Source organism: Dyadobacter sp. UC 10 (assembly GCF_008369915.1).
GTDB lineage: Bacteria > Bacteroidota > Bacteroidia > Cytophagales > Spirosomataceae > Dyadobacter.
Map to the genome: position 1 here is coordinate 3,137,384 of NZ_VSRN01000001.1, position 24,903 is coordinate 3,162,286.

Here is a 24,903-nt window from a genome sequence, read left to right on the forward strand (position 1 = left end):
TCAACCCAACTTCTCCAGAAACCCCCGCTGATACTCGCGCGGCGACACTCCGATCGTCTTCTTGAAAACCCTGTTGAAATTCGTTACGTTGTCAAAACCTGTCTGGTAACTGACGTCTGAAAAGCCGTCGAATTTGCCGGAAACGATGATTTTGCAGGCTTCATTGATGCGGACTTCGTTGAGGAAGCTGACGAAAGTTTTGTCTGTGTGTTTTTTGAAATACCGGCAGAATGCCTGCGGGGTAAGGTTAGCTACTTCTGAAATCTCGGCCAGGGAAATGTGGCTTTTGTAGTGGCCGACCAGATACTGAAAGATCCTGTCCATTCTGATTCCTTCTACTTCCGAAATCCGGTGTTCGCTGTTGCTGGTGGCGAGCGGTTTTAATTCTTTTGTTGTCGAGAAGTGATGCAAAAGGGAGATGAATGCCGCCACGCGCTGACTTTCTTTGTGTCGCATTACCTCTCTGATCGTGCTTTTGATCATTTCGTTGTCACCTTCCGGGAGTTGAAATCCATTGTGCAAGCCGCTCACAAACTTGCGGATTCCCGTCATTTCGGGCAGACTTAATATGTTTTGCGAAAGGTGGATCGGGTCAAAAAAGATCGAAACGGAATGTACCTGTTTCGGCTCGGTTGTATTAAAATACGATTCGTCGCTCTTGAAAATGTGGGATTGATTGGCACCGATAATATACACTTCACCCGACTCGAAACGCTGCATATAATTGCCCGCAATCAGGATTCCCGATCCTTCCACCACCCACTCGATCTGCACCTCGCGATGCCGGTGAAGGTGGTTATAGTAATGTGGCAAAATGTTCTCCTGCACCACAATGGTACTTTCTTTTGAAACCGGTATGGTGAACTGAACGACCTTCATAGGTGCTTGGGAATGCGCTTCTTTGTGTGTTTTTAATCAAAAAATCCGTCAGCTTGATCTTTGCATGACGGATTTCTTGACTTATAATAATCAGTTATCAAAGACTTTTTTCGTCTTTAACAACTTTCATAACTCCCTTCATTAAGCGCCAGTGGCCAGGGAATGTGCAAACAAATGGATAATCACCTACTTCATTTGGCACCTGGAATTTCAAACGGTAAGTCTGGCCCGGGTTAACCAACGGAGTTGCTGCAAGGACCTGCGGGATATTGGGTACATAGTTTTTCTCTGCACCATCCTTTGCCGTGATCATTTTGTCAGCCGCAGTACCTATGATTTCCAAGGACTTTGGTTTTCCGATCACCACATTATGCTGCATCGCATCCGGGTTTTCGAATACCAGCTCGACCGTTTTACCGGCAACTGCTTTGAACTCGGTCAATGTAAACTTCATCTCCTCGCGGATCGCTTTGATCTGTACGATCTGCACATTCGGATCGTTAGTTGTCTCTTCCTTAATTCCATAAGATTCCAGGAACGGAGTCAGTTTGCTGCTCAGATCGTCGGTAACCTCAGATTTAAGAGAAGCCAGCAATTTCTTGCCTTCGTCATTTGCTGTCTCCTTCCGTTTTGGGTTCCAGGAGCCCAGTACTCCTTTGAAAACTGCATTGCGACCCTGCGGATCAAGAGTTTGGGCTGTTTTTAACAAATCCAAAACTTCATTTCCGCTCGCATAAGAAGTATAACCGCGGGTAGCGCGTTCCAAAGCAAAGTCCGACAACCGATCCAGCCTGCGTACCTCGAACGATTTGCTCATGGTGTTGTTCTTGTTCTCGTCTTTTTCAGGAACCACATTGTCCACGTCCACAGTGGCTGTGACTGTAACCTTACCTGCTTCATCAGAAGTAAAGCCGAAACCCGAGCGCCACGGACCATTATTTCCTTCGGTCAGTTTCACGGTTTCTCCCGGAGCGATACCATTTGTCAGCTGGCGGCTAACGTAGTTACTGTTTAGCGAGCGGCTTCTTACACCGACATTCACAACTGGTACCAGCTCTTTCGGCACGGCTACGCTTCCCTGATTTGTAATTTCGATTACTACTTTGGCATATTCACGAACATACGGCTTAGCGGGCTCAATGGTAATATTGGTAATCGCCAGTTCAGCTGATCCCTGTGTCGTCACTTTGCTCGCACCGTGGTTATCGTGGTTCATGGTTGAATGGTCTATCGGCTTTTCCGCTTCTGCTTTTTGAGCAGTTGCAGTAGCGGAACCGGCCTTTCCAGCGCGTTGTGCGAGGTATTTTTTGCGTAAAGCGCCGTCGTGCGAGTTTAGTACTGCTGCAAATGCATCGGGCATCCAGCGATCGTCGGCTTGTGCGTAAGTATCGAGCAGAGTCAAAACCGCAGTTTCTACTTCAGGTGTTAAAGGAATATCGGCAAACCGCAGCAGCGAATTCATCGAGACCAATGCGTCTTTATCATGCAAAGCGTCGACCGCTAGCAGGGTTTGGGCAGTAGCAGGCGTCGAAGGCAAAACCTGAACAGCCGTTTTACGCACATCCGCAGCCGGGTGCTTCAATGCTTCATTCACAGCCGCCAGAACCTGAGGATCTTCAATCGCATTTAAACCATGTAAAGTCCACAGCGCGTGAATAGCAGCCACATTCAGGCCGATTTCATCTACCGATTTGTCTTTAACCAACGCAACCAGTTTCGAAACAACATCCTTGTTACCACGCTCAACCAAAAGCCGCTGCGCGTGACGGCGCCATAGCATATTGGTGTTTTTCAGAGTAGCCACCAGCTCGTCGGGACGGTCTTTGCTTAATGTGATCGGCGTATATTTTGGTGCGTTTTTCCAGGCAATTCTATATAAACGACCGTGGGTGAAATCACGTAAATCAGTCTCGTAAGCATTTCCAGCGCCGTTTTCAGAACCTTTCGGAGTAGGATTGTGCTGGATAATATAGCTGTACCAGTCGGCTACCCAGACAGCTCCGTCGGGTCCCACTTCTGCAAAAACCGGAGATACCCATTCATCTGCGCCTGCCAGTAAATTAAAACCAAGCTGATCCTCGAAATCGGTACCTTTTTGGACCATGAAATTTTGGTGCAAAATGTGCCCGGTAGGTTCGGAAACGAAGGCTACTTTGTTCCAATACTTCTTGGGATAGGCGCGGGCGGTGTAAAAGTTATGTCCTGCCGCCGCTGTAAATCCGCCAAACACGTCAACCTGGCGCACTTTTGGGGTAATTGGCTGCATATCCTTGTGCGTATCCGTACTCCGGCCGCCATTATCTACTTTGCTTTTGCCAAAATACCGGTTTGGAATTGCCGAGTACCAGCCGTGGGAATTGTTGGCAGTGGAGCCAAAGAGGTCGCCACTTTCATTGAAACCCAATCCCCAGGTATTATTAGAGGTTTTGGTCACGATTTCCATATCAGAACCATCGGGTTTGAAGCGGAAAAGCGCCTGTCCGAAATTCAACGAATCACTTTGTCCAACTTTCCCTTTAAATCCGGAATAGCCTACCGAACCGTAAACCCAGTTATCAAAACCGTAATGCAGGTTAGATGGTCCCGCGTGGGTATCTCCTGTTCCAAAACCGGAGAAAAGTATCTTCTTCACATCCGCTTTGTCGTCCCCATCAGTATCTTGTAAAAACAGCATGTGAGGTGCCTGCGAAACGACCAGGCCACCATTTGCGAAAGTTAACCCTGTTGGAATACTCAAATCATCGGAAAACTTCGTGAATTTGTCGGCTTTACCATCTTTGTTGGTGTCTTCGCAAATCAGGATATAGTCGCTTCCGCCTGTATCTTTTCTTTCGTTCGGATAGTCTTTTGTAATTAAAACAAACAATCTGCCGCGCTCGTCCCACGTCATCGCGATCGGGTGCATGACATCGGGTTCGTGTGCGAAAACATCGAGCGTAAAATCAACCGGGATTTGGATATGTTTCACAGATTCCTCCGGCGAAAGCGGCAATTGCTGCATTTGCGGACCAGGACGCTGCTCGTAGTTAGGCAATTTGGCTTCGCGGTATTCAAATGGTTTGGGTGCCAATGCGGCCAGTGCTTTTCTCGCATCGTCATTCACCGCCCACAGGATACCTTTTTCGATCAGATCCTGAAAACCCTGAACTGCCCAGGTACGCTCGTCGTGACCGTAAGCAGTGTAAAAAATGCGGCCTTTTCCGTGCGTTCTCACCCAGGTATAAGGTTCTTTCTGAACACCCGGCTTGTCTTTTTCCTGATCCTTTTGAATGGTACGTTCCGTCAGAACGATATTATCAGGCTGCAATTGGTTATGCAGGTAAGTTTCATCGATGGTTTTAAAAGGCTTCACGCCAGCAATCGCAGGATGCTCAGGCTGCGCCCAAACAGGCTGAATGGTGTCAAAAGTGTGACGCCAGAACTGCCCGCCGATCAGTTTCACCACTTCCGGGTTGTTGCGGAAACAATAGGACGCGCAGTGAATAGGGATAAAACCCTTACCGCTCGCCACATAATCCAGCAAAGCTTTCGCCTGCTGCGGCGCGATCGAATCGTGGTTTGCGTACAGCATGAGCGCGTCATACTTGTTAAGCGTCTCGGGATTCAGGTCGTTGAGATCGTCGGTATAGGTAAAATTGAAACCTTTCGGTCCCAATGCCGCCATGATCTGCGGTACGCGCTCAGCGGGCTTGTGGTGCCCGTTGTCGCCCAGAAACAGGATTTCCAGCCGTCGCGCCTTGGAAGAAGCTTCGCCTTTCGAGGACGTGGATTTAACCGACGCGTTCTGTGAGGATGGCTGAGAGGCACAGCCCAGCAGGACGATACCAAGGATAAAGGATAAGGCTTTGGTTTTCATTACCGATATTGCGGTGCGCTGCACCTTTTCGTTTGTTATGATAATTCTTTAAAATCAGGCAGCTGGATCAATGCGCCGCCTTGTAATGCGGATTCATGCGCCAGGATCCCTACGCTCGTCCAGTTCGCCGACTGCCATGCATTCGGGAAAGGTTCACGGTCTTCGATCAATGCACTGATAAACTCGTGCGCCAAATGTGGATGCGAGCCTCCGTGGCCGCCGCCTTGTACAAACGACAAATGCGCGTTTTCATCCAGATTATAGACTCCTTTGCCTGTGAAATGCTGGATTTCTTCCGGCAGGTAATGCGCGTAATCGGGCGTTTTCACTTTCTCAGCAATCTCGTGCTCCGGCTTTTTCGCAGTGTGGATCACCGGATCTTCGCCTTCGATCAGCGGCCATTCGAATGATTTTTTGCTACCGTAAACCTCAAAACTCTCGCGGTACTGGCGCGCCACGTCAAACAACGAACGATATACATAAGCCGATAAATCGCTGTCTTTGAATTTAATGTGCGCCGATTCCACTGCAAAAGGGGAGTTGTGGATTTTGGCCAGATCTTCGCTGATCGTTCCTGATCCGAAGCACGAAACATATTCTGCTTCCAGTTTCAATAAACCTGCCACCGGACCCACGCAGTGCGTCGCATAATGCATCGGCGGCAGCCCCGGCCAGTAGTCAGGCCAGCCTTCCATATCCTGCTGGTGGCTCGCTTTCAAAAATTGAACTTTACCGAGCTCGCCTTTTTCATACAGTTCTTTAACAAACAGAAATTCACGTGCGTAAACCACCGTTTCCATCATCATGTATTTCTTGCCAGATTCTTTGGTCGCTTTCACGATCTCGATGCAATCTTCCACGCTCGTTGCCATCGGAACCGTGCAGGCTACGTGTTTTCCGGCACGTAGTGCTTTCAAAGTCTGCTCTGCGTGGTTGGGTATCGGGGAATTAATGTGCACTGCGTCGACGTTCGGGTCGGCCAGCAGTTCGTCGTAGCTTGTGTACCGAACATCGATTCCGTACTGGTCGCCGATTTCATTTAATTTAGATTCGGTACGCTGGCAGATCGCGTACATATTAGCATTGGGGTGTTTTTGATAAATGGGGATAAACTCGGCTCCAAAACCTAGTCCGACGATTGCAACATTAATTTTCTGAGACATACTGGTTCAAAAATTGGTTAATTGTTCAGTTTTTATCAATACTTAAAATAGTCGATGATAGCAAACTTATCTGGAAATGAGGCAGATAAGTGTGTGATTTTAAATAATGAAAGGGAGGTGATTGACAATACAATTTTAAAGCAAAATAATGCTAAAAACTTTACGTCTTTTGATTAGTACTGACTGTATTTTGACTATCATTTGGTTAAAAATTAATATTTAAGCAAAAAATGGATACAAAGTAGCGGCCTATTGCTCAGATACGCTGAACTCACTTCTCATACCTGATTTTTCATCTATCCATACAATTACTTGTGGCCGGGTCCGTGTTGGCTCCTGGTTAGTCAGGAATCCGGTCAGGATCACATGCCCGCCGCCGTCGGCCAGCTGGCCCATTTCGATTAATCCAGTGGCGGTCGACCAAATGATATTTCCGTCACGCCCCAGTCTATGCAGCATCCATTGTCCATTTTGCCCCAAAATATTCTTACTCATCACCAGAGATGAACTAGGCGCAGGCACATCCCAGACGGACTGAACACCCCTTTTGATAAAGCCGCCTTGCAGGAAACCGGTATCGTTCATTTGTTTGAGTCGGGATGGGTTCAGTTCCGGCTGATTGCGATCGTCCATTTTGAAAGGCGCTTGGAAATAGTAGTTCTGCCCGTCGGTGTCAGGTCTGCCGGGCCGGACCGACCATTTCGATAGCGCGCTTTTTTCCTTCCTGGAAAGCAGGCTATGCCATATGCCATTCTTGGTCAGGAAAGAGTTGATCAGGTTACCTTCCATATGATTATAGTAAAGGTAAATGCCGGTGACGGGAAGGTAACGGAAGCCATCATCCGCATTCTTGCGCCACATTACTTGTTCCAGCAGGGCCTCGTCCGCCGCGTTGATTTTGCCAGTGAATGAATCAATGCGAAGAAAACGGGCGTCCAGACTTTTGAAAATCAATGACTTGTGAAGTCCTGAGACTTTGAAAAAATCTGACTCAGTTGGCAGGACAGCTACATATTCTGGATTAGCTATTTTGATTTTTTCCAGAGATAAAATGGGCTCCAGTGTTTCCGGATGATACAGTTCCGGCCCTTGATTCCAGAGCCACAGACCATTTTCCACCGGGCCGAGTATCTTTATTCCTTTGATTTCTGTTTTCTTCCCGGGAGATATGATTTTAACCGACTTGAAGAGCTTACCGCTTGCTGCATCTCTGGCCGCGAGCTGGTAAACAGAAAAGTACTCCGTAAAGGAGGAATATCTTTTTCCACGGGAGATACTCCTCGCCCGGTTTTCTTCGGTGATGTAGTAGATCAGGCTCTTTCCGGCCGTATCGCCGCGAACGAGCGGCCCTGTGATGATAGGAGGGTATTCCTGCCATTCGTGATTTTTTACGACCGTGAAAAAGCCAATCACTGCTGCGATGAGCAAGAACACAATAATTACGGGAAATTTGAAAGATCTTTTTTTCATAATGCATTGAAGGGGAACGTTTTGAGAAAGTAAAAGTATCAGATTAACTGAGATTCGGTTCCCGCTCGCTCAATGGGTTTATTAAATGTAAATGAGGCAGAATATCTTAGTCGGATGATACGACCAGCTACACCAGAAGACGCCGGCGCGGTGGCCCCTTTACTAATTTTGGCCATGGGGCATATTGCCGGGATTTTTGCAAGATCAAACAACCATGCAGATGCAATTCCCTTCTTTCATCACTTTTTTGAAACAGGAAATAACCAGTATGGTTACGATAATACATTGGTTTTTGAAGATGAAACAGGCATTGTTGGCTCCGTAACAGGATATGACGGAGCGCTGCTACACCAGCTTAGGAAGCCCGTTCTTGATCTGATCAGGGAAACGCAGCCCGATTTCAATCCTTCCGACGAGACTGAGGCTGGTGAGTATTATATCGATTGCGTCAATGTGCGTCCTGATCATCAGGGTAGAGGAATTGGGAAAAAACTGATCCAGGCTTTTTGTGAAAAAGCAGCTTCCTCAGGTTACGCTCGCGTTGGACTTATCGTTGATCAGGTGAACCCGGAAGCCAAACGGTTGTATGAAAAACTAGGTTTTAAAATTGTGGGTGAAAGAGATTTCATGGGGCACCAATACCATCACATGGTTTTCGAAACCCTAACAATGAGTGACAATAAATGACCAACGCTGACCACTTTGACGAGCGCCTAAGTCAAGGTTTTTTACCTAAATTGCTTCTTTAAAATATTTTAAAAACTCCAACCTATACCTGTATAATGTTGCAACGGAGAACCTTTATTAAAGCCGGTGCCCTGGCAATGGCCGGCGCTTCCCTCCCGAAATGGTCTTTTTCGAAAAATGCCGCCGATTTTCCGGTAGTAAGGATAGCGGCTGACAAGCGTAGTTTTACCAGTTCGACCGTGGAAGCGACGATCACGCGCATGAAAAAAGTGATCAAAGACCCCGAGCTGGCCTGGATGTTCGAAAATTGCTTCCCGAATACGATCGATACGACGGTGCATTTCAAAATGGAAAACGGCAAGCCGGATACTTTTGTGATCACCGGGGATATCGACGCGATGTGGCTCCGCGACAGCACCGCGCAGGTTTGGCCTTATCTGGCTCTTTTGAAGGAAGATAACAAGCTGAAAGATATGGTCGCGGGGTTGATTAATCGTCAGACCAAATGCATTATTATCGACCCTTACGCGAATGCATTTTACGACCGCCCAAAGGAAAGCGAGTGGACAAAAGATCATACCGAAATGAAGCCCATGCTGCACGAGCGCAAGTGGGAGCTCGATTCGCTTTGCTACACCATTCGCCTGGCTTATAATTACTGGAAAATCACGGGCGATACCACGCCGTTTGATGCGGACTGGGTAAAAGCGGCGGGTTTGATCCTGAAAACGTGCAAAGAACAACAGCGCAAGGACGGGCCAGGACCCTATAAGTTCGGCCGGACAACCGCCTGGTCTACCGACACCGTTCCTGGAAACGGTTACGGAAATCCGATCAAACCCAACGGGCTGATCGCGAGCACATTCCGCCCTTCCGACGACGCGGCTATGTATCCGTTTTTTGTCCCTTCCAATTTCTTTGCCGTCGTTTCTTTTAGAGGAATCGCGGAGATTTTGGAAAAACTTGGTGGCCCAAATGCAAAGCTGGCTGCTGATTTCAAAGCATTGGCAACCGAAGTGGAAACTGCATTAAAGAAATTTGCTGTATATCCTCACCCTGAATTCGGCAAGATCTACGCATTCGAAGTGGACGGATTTGGCAACTACCTATTAATGGACGATGCGGGTATTCCGGGACTGATCAGTATACCCTATCTCGGCGCGATGTCCGTAAAAGATCCGATTTACATTAACACCAGAAAATTCGTCCTGAGCGACTCTAATCCATATTTTTTCAAAGGAAAAGCGGGAGAGGGGCTGGGTAGTCCGCATACGCTGGTAAACCAGATCTGGCCCATGGGCATCATCGCCCGCGCAATCACTTCTACCGACGAAAAAGAGATCGAAGCACAACTCAAACTCCTGAAAAACACGCACAATAACACCGGTTTCATGCACGAATCATTCGATAAGGACGACGATGCGAAGTTTACGAGGAAGTGGTTTGCGTGGGTGAATACGTTGTTTGGGGAGTTGATTTTGAAACTGGAAAAGGAGCGGCCGCATTTGTTGGGGAAGGTTTATTGAGGTTCTTCGGCCAACGGGCGGTCGAGGAGTACATGTAAGACACATTGTGCCTGCACTTCGACTGCGCTCAGTGTGACAAACGCGGTTTATTGGCAGGCTAAGCTTTTTGTCAGCCTGAGCGCCCTTTGTCAGCCTGAGCGCAGTCGAAGGCCCGTGCACGATGCGTCTTGCGAATGGCGTTGTGCCTACACTTCGACCGCCCGACGGCCCGGTCCGCTCAGTGTGACAAGGTTGTTATCACTTACCTACTACAAACAACTTTATTCCTATCCAATTTAGCAATCAGCGTAGTAACCCGAAGCTGGTTCACAATGTGAACACGCATTTCAGGAGTTACCCGCACAAGGTTTTCGCTGAATAGAAAATTCTCTACCATTATATTCAGTGACTCGATCATTTCGCTGGCGCTATCGGTCATGAAAAACTCTTTTACAATTTGATGTTGTTTCAAAAGTGCACTTTCCTGACCGTTAAAATCGGTTTTCATACCGGTGGCTTCCTGGGATTTTGATTCTTCCAGTGTGTTCATAGTTTTGTTTTGGAGTTTGATTGTCAATTGATTGAACTCAGCCCGGAGGTGAAGTTTCGAGCTTTCTCCGGGCTATTTTTATGTATAATAATGGTGGGGTTTTCCCACAAAAATAAAGCAAATTTTTTTATTTCAACTTATAGGTGATGATGGTCTTTTCATTAATGTCTCCAAAATCAGATAGTACCTCTTTCATGCGCTTTTGAGAAATCCCTTTCTTAAAGGTAAAGTCGCGCCATGCATTTCGGTATTTACCTTCCTTTGTTTCTGCCGGAAGCGTTGGATAGATGTTTTTAAGCCACCACTCAAACGTCTCCTCAACAGAGGAAAATGTTTGCATAAACAAATATACTAATTGGTGGATAAATCCCACACGAGCTTAGGGATAAATATTATCTAACAATTATCTTTGATGCATTAGAAATGCTACTTGCTTTACCAGAGCGTTGCGCTTTTGGCTGAACATTTTCTTCGACTCGCGCTATCTCCTCAATCGACTGAAACTGAATAACCGGCGCTTTTCCAACTAATAAAGCCAACTCGACCAGCTTTGAAATTGTGAAATTGAAATTCCCATTTAGAATCTGTGAGATATAGGATGGCGACACTTTCAGTTTTTCAGCTACTTGCCTTTGTGTGAGATTATTTTCCTCCATATAAGTATTCAGCAGATTGAATACCTCTATCTGCATGTTGGTAAGCCAGTAGGAAGGGCTGCTAAGTAAATCTTTTCTCGTAACCATAGAACTGATATTTACTGGTTGAAACCGTATAAGTGAATCTCCTGAGCAAGTCGCGCCAAGTATTTTAAGTCCGTCTTCTGATTGCTTTTTTTACCAGCCAGAATTATCACCTTGCCAGTCTTCTCAATTTTAATCAGATAGTATCTCAAACCTGCACTTTTGGCTTCATAGATCCGAAATGGAATATTTGTCAACTTCAATACGCGATACAGAGTTTTCGGTAACGTTGAAAGATTGCAGGCGGCATTGATGATTGAATAGATCTTCCCAATATCTTTTTCGAATGTTCCTTCTTTCAAAATCCGCCTTTCGAATTCTTCGATTGGGCATTGACTGTCAATTATAAGCTTGTAAAGAGCAATTCGCGTGTTGCTAATTGTTGAAGATCTTCTGATACTAAACCGGGACATAAAGTTAAGTTATAACTTAATAATATCCGAGCAATTCGGATATTTGTTCCTGCAAAAGTTAATGGTTTAGCTCAGCCGTACTTGGCACTCTTGGAAGCAATTAGCCAAAGGCGATTATTAAAGGACTATCGGTATCACTTCGAATTTGGGCAAGCCAAAACCGGAAAAATATGGAATCCGAACCCATATTTTCCCGATTCACACAACAACCCGCCGCTTCACAGTTGATGTCCCCACATCCCCCGCCACCTTCATCTTCCCCAACTTCTTCTTACCCTTTCCCTTCTTTCCCAACCAAATAACAACCCCCGTAACCGGCAAGCTCGCCGCAATGAGCGCAACGATAAACGCGATAATCTTCGTCGGCCAGCCGAAAATGTTGCCGGTGTGGATTGGGTAGACCAGTCTTCGGACTTTCATGCCGCGGGTTTCGTTGTCGTAAAGTCTTTTGGAGATGAGGTTTCCGCTGTTTTTGTCGAAATAGAGGAAGCTGACAATATTACTCACAGCTGCGTGGTCGTCGGCCTTTGATACTGTGATAGACAGACTGTCCGATTTTGGCATCGTGAAAAGGATCCTGCCCGGATTCGGGAGGATGTTATTGGTTTCGGTCAATGCTTTTTCTAATAAACCATTCTGAATGCCTGAAACTGAAACATTCGCGGGGGCTTCGCGGATTACCTGGGGTTTGCCGTCGAATGTGAGGTAAATGAGGTTATTTACCCATTTATAGCTCCAAACCAGCCCGGTAGCTGCAATAATGAATACAAAAGGCAAGACGTAAAAACCGAAAACGGCGTGCAGGTCCCAGTTGAGACGTTTAAATTTAGCGTCCCATTTGATGCGGAAACGTTGCTTCCGGTTTTTGCGGTTTGGCCACCAAAGTATCAGGCCCGTGATCATGATCACCAGGAACATCACACACGAAATTCCGGTAATCACTTTGCCCGTTTCTTCCAGACATAAATAGCGATGCAAATGCAGCACAACCGTAAAAAAAGCCTCATGCTCGTTTCTCACACCTGTAATGCACCCTGTGTACGGGTCGATGGCGGCGGAGATTCCGTCCTTGTTTTCTTTTTCTTTCAGGTTAAAAACAATCGTCCGGTCACGCTCTGGTTCGATAGTAATCCTATTGATCGCGTTTTTAGGGAATTTGTATTTGATAATGCTTTCCAGATGATCCAAAGGCAATATTCGCTCTCCGGCGTTGGCTTCGACAATGTGAAATTCCGGGTATAAAACGGGCTCGAGCTCGTCTTCAAAAACCAGAATGCAGCCTGTCAGGGCCACTATAAAAACCACAAGGCCGGAGATAATCCCCAGCCATAAATGCAGTTGTGAAGCAATTTTCTTGAAAGCTTTTTTCACAGTCGAAATCAGATAAAAACGGTCACATTAGAAAGTGTACGATATGGTAGCCAGGAAGTTACGCGGCGAGCCCGGGAACAGCCGCAGGTAGTCGTAGCCACCAACCCAATACGTTTTGTTGGTCACATTGTTCAGATTCACCTGAAACTGAAACTTGTCGATTTTGTAATAAACAGCCGCATTCAAAAGTGTATAAGCAGGTACGGTTTGCGCATTGTTGATCGACAGATTCCGCTCGCACACATAGTTGCTGCCTAGCCCAAGTCCCAATCCATTCAGACCTGCATTCACAAAAGTATATTTTGTCCAGATACTTCCCTGATTTTTAGGTGCATTCGGTTTTTGCAGGTTCACAAGCGCCTGGTCCGCCGCGCGGGAACCTGCGTCCGTAATTTTCGCATCGTTATAACTGTAAGCGACGATTACATTCCAGTTTGGCAAAATGTTTCCAGTCACGTCAAATTCAACTCCTTTCGCTTTTTCTTCGCCAATCTGCTGCTGCAAATTCGGGTTTTCAGGCGCATTGGCCGAGTACAATGTATTGGTTTGAATGATCTGGTAGAAGGAAGCATTAGCCGTCAACCGACCATCCAGCCACTCGGTTTTCAGTCCACCCTCAGCCAGACTGCTACGAATCGGATCAAAAGGTCCGCCAGAAAGCCGGTCGCTTTGAACTACTGCATCCTGCGGATTGTAGCCTTTGGTGTAAGTCCCGTAAATATTGATGTTTTTTGTCAACGTATACACAGCCCCGATGCGCGGCAGAAATGCGTGCTGGGTCACATTGGTCTCGTCGTTTTTAGTATAATTTTTCTTGTCAATATAAGTATCATAACGCAAGCCTAGCAGAATTTGCAGTCTGTTGATTTTCAGTTGTTCCTGCAAATACAAACCGTGCAACTGGTACATTACCGGCGTAGTAGCCGCATTGGCAACTACATTATAAGTGTACTTTGTTGGGTCTTCCAGATTGTTGTTTTGCAGGGTCAGATCATAATGCGAGATATTCGGTTTTGGAATGCTGCGCGTCACGCCATTCTCGGTATAATTATAAAAGACAAACCGCTCGGGCTGCTTTGCATTGTAAGCTGCCGCGCCGCCAGCTTTGAGCAAATACCCATTTGCAGTCTGCTGTCCCGATCCTTTCGGCGTGGAAGACTGGATGTAATCATACCCCGCGACCAGCTTATGCTCAGCAATTCCGGTATTGAAGTTATGGTTAAAAAACAGCGATACATTGTCCATAAACGATTTGGTTTTGCGGACAAAAACCTGTCTGGCTACCAGATTCTCAATAGGAGCACCCGCTGAGTCAATCGCATTCACATTGCTGCTGCGGTGTTCGAGCAGATCTTCGTTATATCCGGTGCGCAGGTAGGCGACGTTGAAGGAAGTATTTTGGGTAAATTGGTGATTGAGAGAAGTCGTGATCAAGTACGTTTCTTCATTCAAATAATCATTCACCGCATTCAGTGACGTTTTGATCGAGCTTGAATACAGGTCGTTTCCTTTTACAGATTGCCCACGGTCGAGGCGGCTGTTCGACCGGCTGTAAACCATATCAAAGTTGATCCGCGTTTTGCTGGTTGGCAGGAAAGATACCGACGGAGCGACGATGATGTTCTTGTCGAATTGCAGGTTCCGGAAGCTCTGCGCATTGTTATAGCCTACATTCAGGCGATACAGCAACGTTTTCTTCTCATTCATTGGACCGGTAAAATCGGCCAGCATTCTCATCGTATTAAAGCTGCCTGTTGTGAATGAAAGTGACTTTTGCGGCGTGTCGAGCGGCTTTTTGGTCACGCGGTTAATCGTACCTCCCGGCGAAGTATTTCCGTACAATGCAGAAGCCGCGCCTTTGATCACCTCCACTCTTTCCAGGTAATTCACAGGGGGCTGTTTCCAGAAACCGGAGAATGTGCGTAAACCATTTACCAGCTGGGTTGTACTGCCTCCATTCATCCGGAAGCCCCTGATTGTCAAATCGTCATAAAAAGTAAACTGATTCACACCGCTCATATTCTTCACCGCGTCGCCCATTAAAAAAGTACCCTGGTCGCGCATTACTTCCTTGGTAATGTAACTGATCGCCTGCGGCACTTCCTTGATCGGCGTGGCCGTTTTGCTGGCTATAAATGAAAGGTCGTTTTTGTAGGTTGTCTCCCGGCGACCCAAAATTTCCACCGTTTGCAGTTCTTCGGCCGCGTCGGAAATCGTGAGATCGAGTGTCACCGTTTCGCCGGATTTGACACTCACATTCTGGTCGATTCTTTTAAAACCAACTCCGGTACCGATTAATTGATAGTTTCCGTCTGCCAGTGCATTGAATTCAAATGCGCCGTCGACAGAAGTAACCGTCCCTTTCCCGGTACCTTTTAAAATGATATTGACAGACTCGGCAGGCTGGCCCGTAGTCGCTTGGATCTGACCTTTGATGCTGCCCGTCTGAGCCTGCGCACCAAATCCGAGAAGTAATAGAAGGAGTAAAAAATGGATTCGCATCGTATTGGGTTAAATAAGCGGACTAAAATCTGGCGATAAAAGTATACTTATTTAGACTAATACGAAATAATAAAGTGGTGACTTTGAAAATAATAGCTGTTTGAAACTAAAAATTGTTTTATTATTTCAAAAAAATCAGGTTAAAGGAATATTCGGTAAACCGCTGGTTACGCTACTTGACACCGTTTCTGCCGATGTTGGTTTCCGCCGTTGCTGGTGTTGCCACTCCGCCATTGTTGGTGTTGTCATTACGGCCATTGTTTGTGTTGTCACCAACAAAATGTTATATGTCTCCCGCCATTGTTGGTGTTGTCACCAACAACATCGTATATGTCTTGTTCGGAACAACCAGGCATGGCCGTAGCACTGCGGGCGACAACACCCGCAGCGGCCAACTATATATTCGCCTTAATAAATGAAAGCCCGTCGCGCATTAACTGCTCTTCCGAGTCAAACATCTTCCGCCATATATTGGCCACAGGCAGCTTCGGACTGAATGCTTCAATGCTGATCCAACCATCGTAGTTAATGTCACTGATCGACTTAAAAACACCTTCCCAATCCACATTTCCTTTTCCGGGCGTAGAACGGTCGTTTTCCGATAGTTGAATAAATGATATTTTGTTACCTGCTTTTCTGATCATGTCGCCGATATTTTTCTCCTCAATGTTGGCGTGAAAAGTATCAAACATGATTGTGCAATTCGGATGATTGACTTCATTCACAAACCGGATCAACTCGTCGCCGCAGCTGGTGAGGTACATTTCGAAACGGTTCAGGTATTCCAATCCCAGCGTGATATCCAGGGATTCGGCATAATCTGCTACTTCGCGAATACCTTCGATGCCCCACTGCCACTCGTCGGCAGTTGCCGGCTGGCCGGTAAAAACACCCAGTGCAGAGTGGTAAGGGCCCATTAACTTGGTGGCACCGAGTACGAGTGAACAATCGAGCGCGCTTTTCAGGTGATCGATCGTGTGCCGCCGCATCGCAGGGTCGGCGCTGATCAGGTTTTCATCAGGTCCGCAAATGGTATCGGTTTCACATGCCAGCCCAAGTGAATCCAGCTTTTTGCGGAAGCTGAACCAATGTTCAGGATTGGTATTGAAAATAGGTACTTCAACACCGTCAAATCCAATTTCTTTAATCAGTTCCAGGGTAGGGAAGAGGCGCTCGTCAATTTGATTCCCCCAAAGGAGAAGGTTCATGCTAAATTTCATCAAATTCCATTTTTGCGGTAGTAGATAACGCAATCTTACAACAATTCGCGACTGAACGTATTCCGCGTTTTGACAAGTATTGATCGGTTATTGATATATCCGGCGACAAAATAGGGAATTACCGATAAAATGCGATCATAAAAAAAGCAACTTCGAATTTCGAAGTTGCTGATAGAGTATGTTGACTTACTTATTGAGCCCTGGCAAAAATGAGCTGATTGTTATTTTCGTAGTAAAGAATAAGCCTGTTCGGTTTCAGATCGTAGACGTTTACATTCGGCAATGCATTCACAAAAGTATTACCCCAGCTCGTTTCGACCCGCTCTGTGCCCCCTCCGCCGAGTTGGATTGTATTTTGCTGGGCTGTTTCGTAAAATCCGGTGAGGTAATTAGTTGACGAAGTGCCTTCCAACTCACCCTTTTCCTTAAAGTTCAGGCTTACCTCAAATGCTCCTTTGGCAGGAGCCGGTTTTTTGATTGTATCACGCTCCTGCACAATGCTTTCCAGCTGCCATTTACCCGTTAATTCAACGTTCGTATTGATTGTGGTAGTTTTTCCACAACTGCTCAGCACAGAAATGGCCAGTACAAATACGGCCAGAACCAGGAAGTTTTTCATAGAAATAACGATTCTTCAAGATGGTTAAAAGAGGACATGGTGACAAGTGAAATAGTTGCAAAAATCTCAGATTGCTCCACATATGCTATAAAAAGTATGCCATTGAAGCGCAACCAGCCTTGTCTTAAATGAACGCTTTTTAACCTCATATTCTTTTGCCAGTTAATAAAAGATTACAAATAGGTAAATGCTGAACTAATCGGATTTTGATATTAATTTTGCTTACTTTTAAATATCAGGGTAAATATTCAGACAGAACATTGAAGGCGCCAATTCACAAGAACATTGAAAGTCAGGTTCACACAGTAACTGTGCAGGAGCTGAAAGCACCGCATTTTGATCCCAACTGGCATTTTCATCCGCACTATCAATTATTTACCGTATTGGAAGGAACAGGCAAACGGTTGATTGGCGATTCGATCCAAACGTTTGGTCCCGGGGATACAGTTTTTCTTGGTCCTGACGTACCCCATTTGTGGCGGAGTGACCCGGCGTATTTTGATACGCATTCTGGCCTGAATACGCACGGAGTTGTGCTTTATTTTCAGGAAGATTTTTTGGGAAAAGATTTTCTGGAAAAACCTGAAATGCTGGGATTGAGGCAATTACTGATCGATTCAAAACGCGGCATCGAATACCGCGGTGAACTGCGTGAGCACATTCGCACGGAACTGCTGGCGATGATCAGTACCGAAGGGTTTAAAAGTATTCTCCGGCTCCTCACACTATTAGACACGCTCGCGCACGAGTCGGGCGGGTCGCCTATTTCCAGTTATGGATATGTCAATACCTATAAAGTGTCGGAAACCGAGCGGATGCAGAAAGTACATGACTATGTTTTGCAGCACTTTTTCCAGGAAATCAGGCTTGGCGACGTTGCGTCGCTGGCAGGAATGACCGAAGCCGCTTTTTGCCGCTACTTCAAAGCACGGTCAAACAAAACATTCATCGATTTTGTCAACGAAATCCGCATCGGCCATTCCTGCAAGCTGCTGCTGGAAGACAAATGGACCATCGCCCAAATCGCCTATGACAGCGGCTTCGACTCGCTCTCGAACTTCAACCGAAATTTCAAAAAGTACATAGGGCACACGCCAAGAGAATACAAAGGGAATTATTGAAAGAAAACGAAGAAGGGACTTTCTGAAATGAAAATCCCTTCTTCCTCCATCTTCACTTTCCTCCGTTTCTCCAATTTTACCCTTTCACATAATTCGTCCCATACGGAGCTCGCTGCGGCCGGGAAAGCATTGAATTCGCTTCCTTATCACCGATAAATTGCTCTTTTTTCGGATCCCATTTTAATTTTCGCTGCAACTTCATGGCAGTATGCGCGATCAGGCAGGCTGAGCACGATCGATGCGCTATTTCGGCGTGGCTGATCGTCTGCTTGCCGCTTTGAATGCTCTCGATCCAGTTCTGGTGCTGCTCCGGACTTTCGTATAAATGGACTTCATTTTGCTGAATTACCGAGCCTAATATCTTCTGATCGCTGGCATAGAAAGCCTTGTTTTCTTTCGCTGCGGCAGCCGCGCCTGGATCAGAGGCAGTTACACCCACATTTCCGCGGGAAACGAAGATCCAGCCTTCGGTACCCTCAAATTTCACACCATTCGGATTGGTGCCGCCAATTTCCATTTCGACGCCATTTGCATATTTTGCATTCACCAAAAAGTCGCCGTGCACATCCCACAAACCTGATCCCTGTGCGGGAAAGGTGGCTTTTCCTTCCACTTCGATTGGCCCGGTTAGCTCCGTATCCATTCCCCAATGCGCAATGTCAATATGGTGAGAGCCCCAGCCGGTGATCATACCTGCGCCAAACTGCTCCAGACGCAGCCAGCCCGGACGGTCGTTAATGTCTGTTTGTGAGTGCACGCGATCCAGCGTATAAAAAATTTCCGGCGTCGAGCCGAGCCACATATTGTAGTTCAGGTTTGCAGGTACCGGCATTTGAGCGGTGCTTCCGCCGGCAGGGTCACCCGGCAGGCCAACATACACTTTTTTCAATTTGCCAATGCGACCATTGCGTACCAGTTCACAGGTCCGCTTAAACTGCGGCCAGGGAGAAATCGAGCGCTGCTGACTGCCCAGCTGAAAGATCACGCCCTTTTTCTTGATCATATCTGCCATTTGCCGGCCTTCCTTGATCGTGAGTGACGTAGGTTTTTGCATGTAAATGTGCTTTCCGGCCACCGCAGCTTCCATAGCCGGTTGTGCGTGCCAGTGGTCGGGCGTACTGATAATTACCGCGTCTATATCTTTTCTCGCCAGGATCTCGTGGTAGTCGTCATATGTTTTGACTTCCAGATAATTTTCCTTACCTGTCCGTTCTGCGTATTTTTTTTCAATCCAGACCTTTCCTTTTGCGAGCCGGTTTTTATCCAGATCGGCCACAGCAATTACGTGTGCAGCCTCATTTTTGATTACTTCGGGTAAATCGTGTGAAGATCCGATCCTTCCGAAGCCAATCTGCCCGATGTTGATCTTATTGCTCGGCGCATTTTTACCAAAAACACTTGAAGGGACAATAGTGGGAAACATGGATGCCGCGATTATGCCCGCTGTACCTTTTGCAGTCGTTTTAAGAAAAGATCGCCTGTTCTGGTTATTTTCTGGTTGATTGTCTTTCATTTCCGTTCACATTAAGGATTGATAAGTCTTGATCTATTGCTTGCGCCGCACCTCGTCCTGTGGACTGGTTGCGTAGGCTTTGCTGTAATTTCTTGGCTTTTGCGGCCCTATCGCCCATTCTATTGCACCGAGAATGTGCTTTTTAAGATCATCTTTTTCGTAATCGGTTTTTTCGTGGCCGATCGAAGTATAGAAAGCACGGCCGCCGTCGTACTCGTGCCACCACACCGAGGGGAAAACGGTACCAAACGTGTCCAGTGCTTTTCCTCCGGGTTTTTGAATGGTAGTATGGTCATTTACAGCCAGTACATTCAGGTTTACGCCTAGCTCTTTAATAAAATAAAACTCATCTTTCTCCCGGTTCCAGGTAGCAGGTAAATGTGCCAGCGAAGGATTTTTTGGATCAAGCACCTTTACCGAAAAGCTCTGCCCCGGCTCGTGCCAGAAAAACGTTCCGCCGAGCATATCTTTAAACCACCGCCACTTCCGCTCGGTACCTGACGCCGAGTGGATTCCCAGGAAATTACCACCAGCCTGAATGTAGCGCATCAATGCAACACGTTGATCGTCAGTGTCGAAAACGTCGTTATTTGTATTGGAAAAAATAAGAACGTCGTACTGTTTCAGATTATCATCCGTAAACTTAGAAGCGTCAGAAGTTGAATCCACTACAAATCCATTTTGCTTGCCCAAAGACTGAATGGCCGCCACCGAGGCTGCTATATTATCGTGGACATAACCCTTCCCATTCCGGGTGTAAACCAGTACTTTAACCTTATTCCATTTAATTTTTTGCGCGTACGAATCCAATGTGAAAACTGATGTGCAAATCAGCAATACAGTTAACAGCAATGTTTTTGGGCGATTTAATTTTTTCATTATCAATGGGTTTAGATTTATGTTCTTATACTACCAGGTTCGATAGCTGACTAAGGAAGTTCTTTGGACTTATCTGTTTTTAACAGCGCTTTGGAGCTGGACTTAGTCACAATCTGTTTTCCCGTTTTTGCTTCAATTGCTTTTCTTGTATTTCCGGCTATCAAGCCCCCTTCATTAGCGATAATCTTACTTTCATCAAATGTTGCGGGGAGTCTCTCCTGGGAAATTTCTTTCGTTGTTGCTTCCGCTAACATATTCAGGACCAATTCAAGATTGGACATATGGTCCCTCAGATTTTCTTTTTTTAGGTTTTTAAATTCTTTGTATTCCCGAACCGTTTTTTCACTCCAAGCTTTGGTGATAATATCCGTCAAAATCGCGAATTCCTTTCCTGCTTTCACACCACGGTTCTCCCATTCATCTGTCAGTTCTTTCCTGACTTCAATGCTTTTAAGGCGCTGGTTGATCCACTCTTTGCTGTATCCTTTTTGTAAATACGCTTTCATTGCCCGGTCTATGGTCAGTTCCGGATTTTCATTTTCATCAATCCTTTCACTTCCAATTTTTGCTAGCCAGAGTTTAAAAGGTTCAGCCTTTGGAGAAGGTATTGATTGAATTAAACGCAGCATTTGTTCCGTGTTTGCTACATCTGTAATCCTCATTTTCCCATCTGACGCTCGCATTTTCAAACCGTTACAATTTGTAACGGTTTCATTTCCCTCAGCGGCCAGTCTTTTTTTTAGGACTCTCCAATATACCTGTGGATTAACGCTTTCTGATAAAACCGCAACAACATCAACAATCGCGAAGAACCATTGTTCCTGCTCCGCGTCCCAGTGGCTGCGGATTTTTTGCTGATTAAAAACATTGATTTTGCTCTGCATAGTAGTGTATAGTTTAGTTATAAATTTATTTTAATCTAAAATCCAATCGAATTCCCGCCATCAACCGGCAGCGAAACGCCTGTGATGAATTTCGCCGCTTCCGACGCGAGGAATACAGCTGCCCAACCAATATCGTCGGGTTTACCCCAGGTTCCCATCGGAGTCCGGTCCATCGCTTTGTCGCGGCGCGATGGGTCGCCGTTCATGGCAGTGAGCATCATCGGCGTTTCGATAAATCCTGGCGCGATTGCATTAACACGCACGTTATAGGGTGAAAATTCAGTTGTCAGAGCCTTTACCATTCCGCCGATCGCCGATTTGGAGGCAGTATAAGCCACTACCCGGTCGATCCCGTACAGCGCCGCCATTGAGGTGATCATAATAATAGATCCCCTTTTCCGCGCGATCATTCTCTTGCCGCATTCGCGCGTCACCGAGAATACCGCATGCAGGTTGGTCTGTATAATACGGTCAAAGTCTTCGTCGGTCACTTCAACTGCGTGTTTTTTCATATTAATGCCTGCATTGTTGATCAGGATATCGATCTCGCCGACGTTTGCTTCAATATTCTCAATCAGTGCCGGAATGGATTTCAGATCGGTGATATCATTTACAAAGTAGTGGGCATTCCCATTTCCAAGTGCTGCGACGGCTTCCTGCAAAACGGCCTCCCTTCTACCTGTGATCACTACTTTCGCGCCTGCCTGCACGAGGCACCTGGCAATATAAAATCCGATTCCGCTGCCGCCGCCGGTAATTAATGCAAGTTTTCCTTCCAGGGAAAAGGGTTGGAGGACTGGATGTGTCAATGGAGCTTCGTGTGGCATAAGTAAGCCGGTATTTTATTTTATTAAAACTGATTGAAGGACCTTAAAATACTCATTTCAAGTCCGCGTAATTCCGCCAACGCTTTCAATCGCCCGATCGCAGAGTAGCCGGGATATGTTTTTTTATGCAAGTCATCAAGCATCTGGAAGCCGTGGTCTGGTCTCATTGGTAGCTGGTTGTCAGCATATTTTTCACTTTTCCGACGAATTTCTTCTTCCGTCAACGCCTTCACCACTTCATACATATCCACATCGCCTTCCAGATGCGGCGCCTCGTGGAAATTCAGTGGATTATCTGCGTCACGTTTGGTTGTTCGCAAGTGCACAAAGTGAATGCGGTCGCCAAAACGCCGGATCATTCCTGGCAGATCGTTGTCTGCCCGAACCCCGAGCGAGCCGGTACAAAAAGTAATTCCATTAGCCCTTACATCGCAGGATTGCAGCAATTGTTCGAGATCAGCTGCGGTACTCACAACCCGCGGCAGGCCCAGCAATGAGCGCGGCGGATCGTCGGGGTGAATGCAAAGATTAATGCCGAGATCCTGTGCCAGCGGCGCGATTTGTGATACAAAATAATAAAGATTTTGCCTGAGCTCCTTATCACCTATTTCAGCATAATTATTTAGTAAGCCCTGAAACTCAGTCAGCTCAAATGCCTCTTCCGAACCTGGTAAACCGAGCAGGACCGTATTCGTGAGTGTCCCGATTTCCTCCGGGGTCATTGTTTTTATCTTCGACAGGGCAGCTTCCTGCACGCTGGTTTCGTAATCGGCAAAAGCACCTGGCCTTTGCAAAATGTAAAGGTCAAAAAGAGCAAAATCCTCCCATACAAACCGAAGTGTCTTTTGGCCTTCGGGAAGGGTGTGATCAAGGATTGTTCTCGACCAGTCCAAAACCGGCATAAAGTTGTAGCAAACCGTTTTGATGCCGCAGGTAGCCAGGTTACGCAGCGATTCTTTGTAATTGTGAATGTAATCTTCACGAGACGGAAGACCTTTTTTGATATCCTCATGTACCGGCAAGCTTTCCACCACGAGCCATTTTAGCTCAGTATATTGGTCATTTCCAGTTTCTACCAGCTTTTTTCTATCCTCGATTGCTTCAATCGGCCAAACCTGCCCGACGGGAATCTGGTGAAGTGCAGTCACTACTCCGCTGCATCCTGCTTGCCGGATATCCATCAGAGAGACCGGATCATTCGGCCCGAACCAGCGCATTGTCTGAATCATCGTAATTTCTAATTTTCGAAATAATCCAACGTGATAAAAACACATTGGAAGGTTTATACCAGACGCAGATTATTGAATTTTTCCCTTACAAATTTGAAGAAGTTGGTGATTGTGAAAAGGCTATATATCGGAAAGGTTTTTAAAAGTAAGTTCTAAAGGCATTTTTCTAGAATAAAAATCTGCTGCGTAGCCGGGGAGTCTGTCGCTGCAACACGTCTGTTGTAAGCAAGAACATCGCCATCAGTTGACCAGACCAGATTTCCTGGCACTGTTTCGAGTGGTTGCGCAAGTAGCTGTAACCGCTCAGCGAAGGGTGCAACTCCCAGCCCGGTAAGAGCAATGCTTCCGTTCCAGATGTAAGCAATATGCCCGCCGCCCGGGTGCCAGCGCAGGTTACCTTTAATATCAGAGTCATGTTCCGTGATCTGTTGCAGCCCGGTGCCAAAAGGGGAGACTATGAAAATTTGCGTAATGCCGGCCGTATCTTTGGCCAGAAAAGCAAGCATTGAACCGTCAGGTGAAGACCTTACTATCCCGCTGCAACCAGGGTAAGAGGTGTTTGCCGTGAAAGTGAGCCGTCTTTGTGCTGCACCTGCAGGTGGCATCGGGAAATCGTCAATCGTCCCCTCCAGCGGGCCCAGTCTTCCTGGCCTTGTAATATCCTCAGGAATATCAACAATGAAAACTTCCGGTACCTCATTACCTGATGTGTCAACAACAGTGCCCAGAAAAGCCCGCGCCATTTGCCGGCTTCCGTTCACCGTTTGGTAGCCATTTTGCCCCACCCAGCTGTCATTTGCAGCATGATTGATCTCGTCGCTGCCAGGAGCAGGCTGCGGAACAACACGCACTACCAGCGCACTGAACCATTCACCGGAAACCTGATCGGCACCTCCGCTGACTTTCACCGCACCAATATTTTTTGAAACTCCGATCGTGCGCAAATTCCGCTTTTTACCCGAGGAATCTTCCAATGCTTTCAAAACAGCATCGTTGTAAGTAAACCCGATCCATTGACCGTCACCGCTCCATTCGTGGCGATGCGTTCCGCCGCGCAGTGCGCCCGGCGTAAAAGGAAAAGTAACGTCGCGGGCATCCATAAGAATGGCTTTTCCTGGGGCATCCTCCCGCACAATCACGCCGGTTCGCCGCCATTGCTGATAAGGATTTTCTGGGCTGCAATCCACTAAACCATGAATAAAAACAACTTCATTGGCAACCGGACTATAACTTACCGCGCCCGCGCCAGGTCCCCACTTCGCATTATCAGGTATTTCGAAAACAGTTTTGATCTCTCTTGTTTCAATATGTACCTTTTCAATCCGTGCAGACTCCGGAATGCCGCCTTCGTCTGTCCGGGTGTCATACACCAGCCATTTGCCGTCTGGTGAAAAATTGTCGTTGTTGTCCAGGTCGTGGTTGTAACTCAGATCAAATGTGAGCTGTTTTTCTTTTGAATATCGGATCATGATTCA

20 protein-coding genes are annotated in these 24,903 nt (G+C 46.6%); 3 read left to right on the plus strand and 17 right to left on the minus strand.

All coding sequences use genetic code 11. The annotated features are described in order from the left end of the window. The 4 genes from FXO21_RS12930 to FXO21_RS12945 form a co-directional block, all read right to left on the minus strand. Positions 1-879 carry an AraC family transcriptional regulator gene (locus tag FXO21_RS12930; protein WP_149640463.1) on the minus strand — a complete coding sequence of 293 codons (879 nt, stop codon included), beginning with the start codon at positions 877-879 and terminating at the stop codon, positions 1-3. Between the two features lie 97 nt (positions 880-976). Then, complete coding sequence (locus FXO21_RS12935) at positions 977-4,735, minus strand: PVC-type heme-binding CxxCH protein (RefSeq protein WP_149640464.1); 3,759 nt, start codon at positions 4,733-4,735, stop codon at positions 977-979. Between the two features lie 35 nt (positions 4,736-4,770). Further along, positions 4,771-5,898, minus strand: coding sequence for a Gfo/Idh/MocA family protein (locus tag FXO21_RS12940; protein ID WP_149640465.1), 1,128 nt, complete (start codon positions 5,896-5,898; stop codon positions 4,771-4,773). A gap of 249 nt (positions 5,899-6,147) precedes the next feature. Beyond that, a complete protein-coding gene (locus FXO21_RS12945) occupies positions 6,148-7,368 on the minus strand; it encodes a PA2928 family protein (RefSeq protein WP_149640466.1) in 1,221 nt (406 codons plus the stop codon). A 114-nt stretch (positions 7,369-7,482) separates the two neighbouring features. Here FXO21_RS12945 and FXO21_RS12950 point away from each other — a divergent pair, with 114 nt between their 5' ends. Beyond that, positions 7,483-8,055: a GNAT family N-acetyltransferase gene (locus FXO21_RS12950; RefSeq protein ID WP_192579213.1), complete on the plus strand. Its 573-nt coding sequence runs from the start codon at positions 7,483-7,485 to the stop codon at positions 8,053-8,055. A gap of 95 nt (positions 8,056-8,150) precedes the next feature. After that, entirely contained in the window at positions 8,151-9,581 is a 1,431-nt protein-coding gene (locus FXO21_RS12955; RefSeq protein WP_149640468.1) for a glycoside hydrolase family 125 protein, read from the plus strand. Positions 9,582-9,822: 241 nt separating this feature from the next. Here the strand turns inward: FXO21_RS12955 and FXO21_RS12960 are convergent, their stop codons facing one another. The 7 genes from FXO21_RS12960 to FXO21_RS12990 form a co-directional block, all read right to left on the minus strand. Further along, positions 9,823-10,110, minus strand: coding sequence for a hypothetical protein (locus FXO21_RS12960; RefSeq protein WP_149640469.1), 288 nt, complete (start codon positions 10,108-10,110; stop codon positions 9,823-9,825). Between the two features lie 127 nt (positions 10,111-10,237). Continuing rightward, positions 10,238-10,450, minus strand: coding sequence for a hypothetical protein (locus tag FXO21_RS12965; RefSeq protein ID WP_149640470.1), 213 nt, complete (start codon positions 10,448-10,450; stop codon positions 10,238-10,240). Between the two features lie 52 nt (positions 10,451-10,502). Beyond that, positions 10,503-10,853: a helix-turn-helix domain-containing protein gene (locus FXO21_RS12970; protein WP_149640471.1), complete on the minus strand. Its 351-nt coding sequence runs from the start codon at positions 10,851-10,853 to the stop codon at positions 10,503-10,505. A gap of 608 nt (positions 10,854-11,461) precedes the next feature. Continuing rightward, on the minus strand, positions 11,462-12,634 hold the full coding sequence (locus tag FXO21_RS12975; protein ID WP_149640472.1) for a PepSY-associated TM helix domain-containing protein: 1,173 nt from the start codon (positions 12,632-12,634) through the stop codon (positions 11,462-11,464). 27 nt (positions 12,635-12,661) lie between these two features. Further along, complete coding sequence (locus FXO21_RS12980; protein WP_149640473.1) at positions 12,662-15,136, minus strand: TonB-dependent receptor; 2,475 nt, start codon at positions 15,134-15,136, stop codon at positions 12,662-12,664. 395 nt (positions 15,137-15,531) lie between these two features. Next, positions 15,532-16,356, minus strand: coding sequence for a sugar phosphate isomerase/epimerase family protein (locus tag FXO21_RS12985; RefSeq protein WP_149640474.1), 825 nt, complete (start codon positions 16,354-16,356; stop codon positions 15,532-15,534). 190 nt (positions 16,357-16,546) lie between these two features. Beyond that, positions 16,547-16,975: an META domain-containing protein gene (locus tag FXO21_RS12990; protein WP_149640475.1), complete on the minus strand. Its 429-nt coding sequence runs from the start codon at positions 16,973-16,975 to the stop codon at positions 16,547-16,549. A gap of 260 nt (positions 16,976-17,235) precedes the next feature. Here FXO21_RS12990 and FXO21_RS12995 point away from each other — a divergent pair, with 260 nt between their 5' ends. Next, the gene (locus FXO21_RS12995; RefSeq protein WP_149643485.1) at positions 17,236-18,096 is read left to right on the plus strand and encodes an AraC family transcriptional regulator; all 861 of its coding nucleotides are present in this window, start codon (positions 17,236-17,238) and stop codon (positions 18,094-18,096) included. 76 nt (positions 18,097-18,172) lie between these two features. Here the strand turns inward: FXO21_RS12995 and FXO21_RS13000 are convergent, their stop codons facing one another. From FXO21_RS13000 to FXO21_RS13025, 6 genes are all read right to left on the minus strand, one after another. Continuing rightward, positions 18,173-19,609 (minus strand): Gfo/Idh/MocA family protein, encoded by a 1,437-nt coding sequence (locus FXO21_RS13000; RefSeq protein WP_149640476.1) that lies wholly within the window; start codon positions 19,607-19,609, stop codon positions 18,173-18,175. A 33-nt stretch (positions 19,610-19,642) separates the two neighbouring features. Further along, complete coding sequence (locus FXO21_RS13005) at positions 19,643-20,488, minus strand: ThuA domain-containing protein (protein WP_149640477.1); 846 nt, start codon at positions 20,486-20,488, stop codon at positions 19,643-19,645. Between the two features lie 50 nt (positions 20,489-20,538). Further along, complete coding sequence (locus FXO21_RS13010) at positions 20,539-21,372, minus strand: BRO-N domain-containing protein (protein ID WP_149640478.1); 834 nt, start codon at positions 21,370-21,372, stop codon at positions 20,539-20,541. A 35-nt stretch (positions 21,373-21,407) separates the two neighbouring features. Further along, positions 21,408-22,199: an SDR family NAD(P)-dependent oxidoreductase gene (locus FXO21_RS13015; RefSeq protein WP_149640479.1), complete on the minus strand. Its 792-nt coding sequence runs from the start codon at positions 22,197-22,199 to the stop codon at positions 21,408-21,410. Between the two features lie 23 nt (positions 22,200-22,222). Beyond that, complete coding sequence (gene uxuA, locus FXO21_RS13020; RefSeq protein ID WP_149640480.1) at positions 22,223-23,428, minus strand: mannonate dehydratase; 1,206 nt, start codon at positions 23,426-23,428, stop codon at positions 22,223-22,225. A gap of 152 nt (positions 23,429-23,580) precedes the next feature. Further along, complete coding sequence (locus FXO21_RS13025) at positions 23,581-24,897, minus strand: DUF3748 domain-containing protein (protein ID WP_149640481.1); 1,317 nt, start codon at positions 24,895-24,897, stop codon at positions 23,581-23,583. Positions 24,898-24,903: the final 6 nt, after the last annotated feature.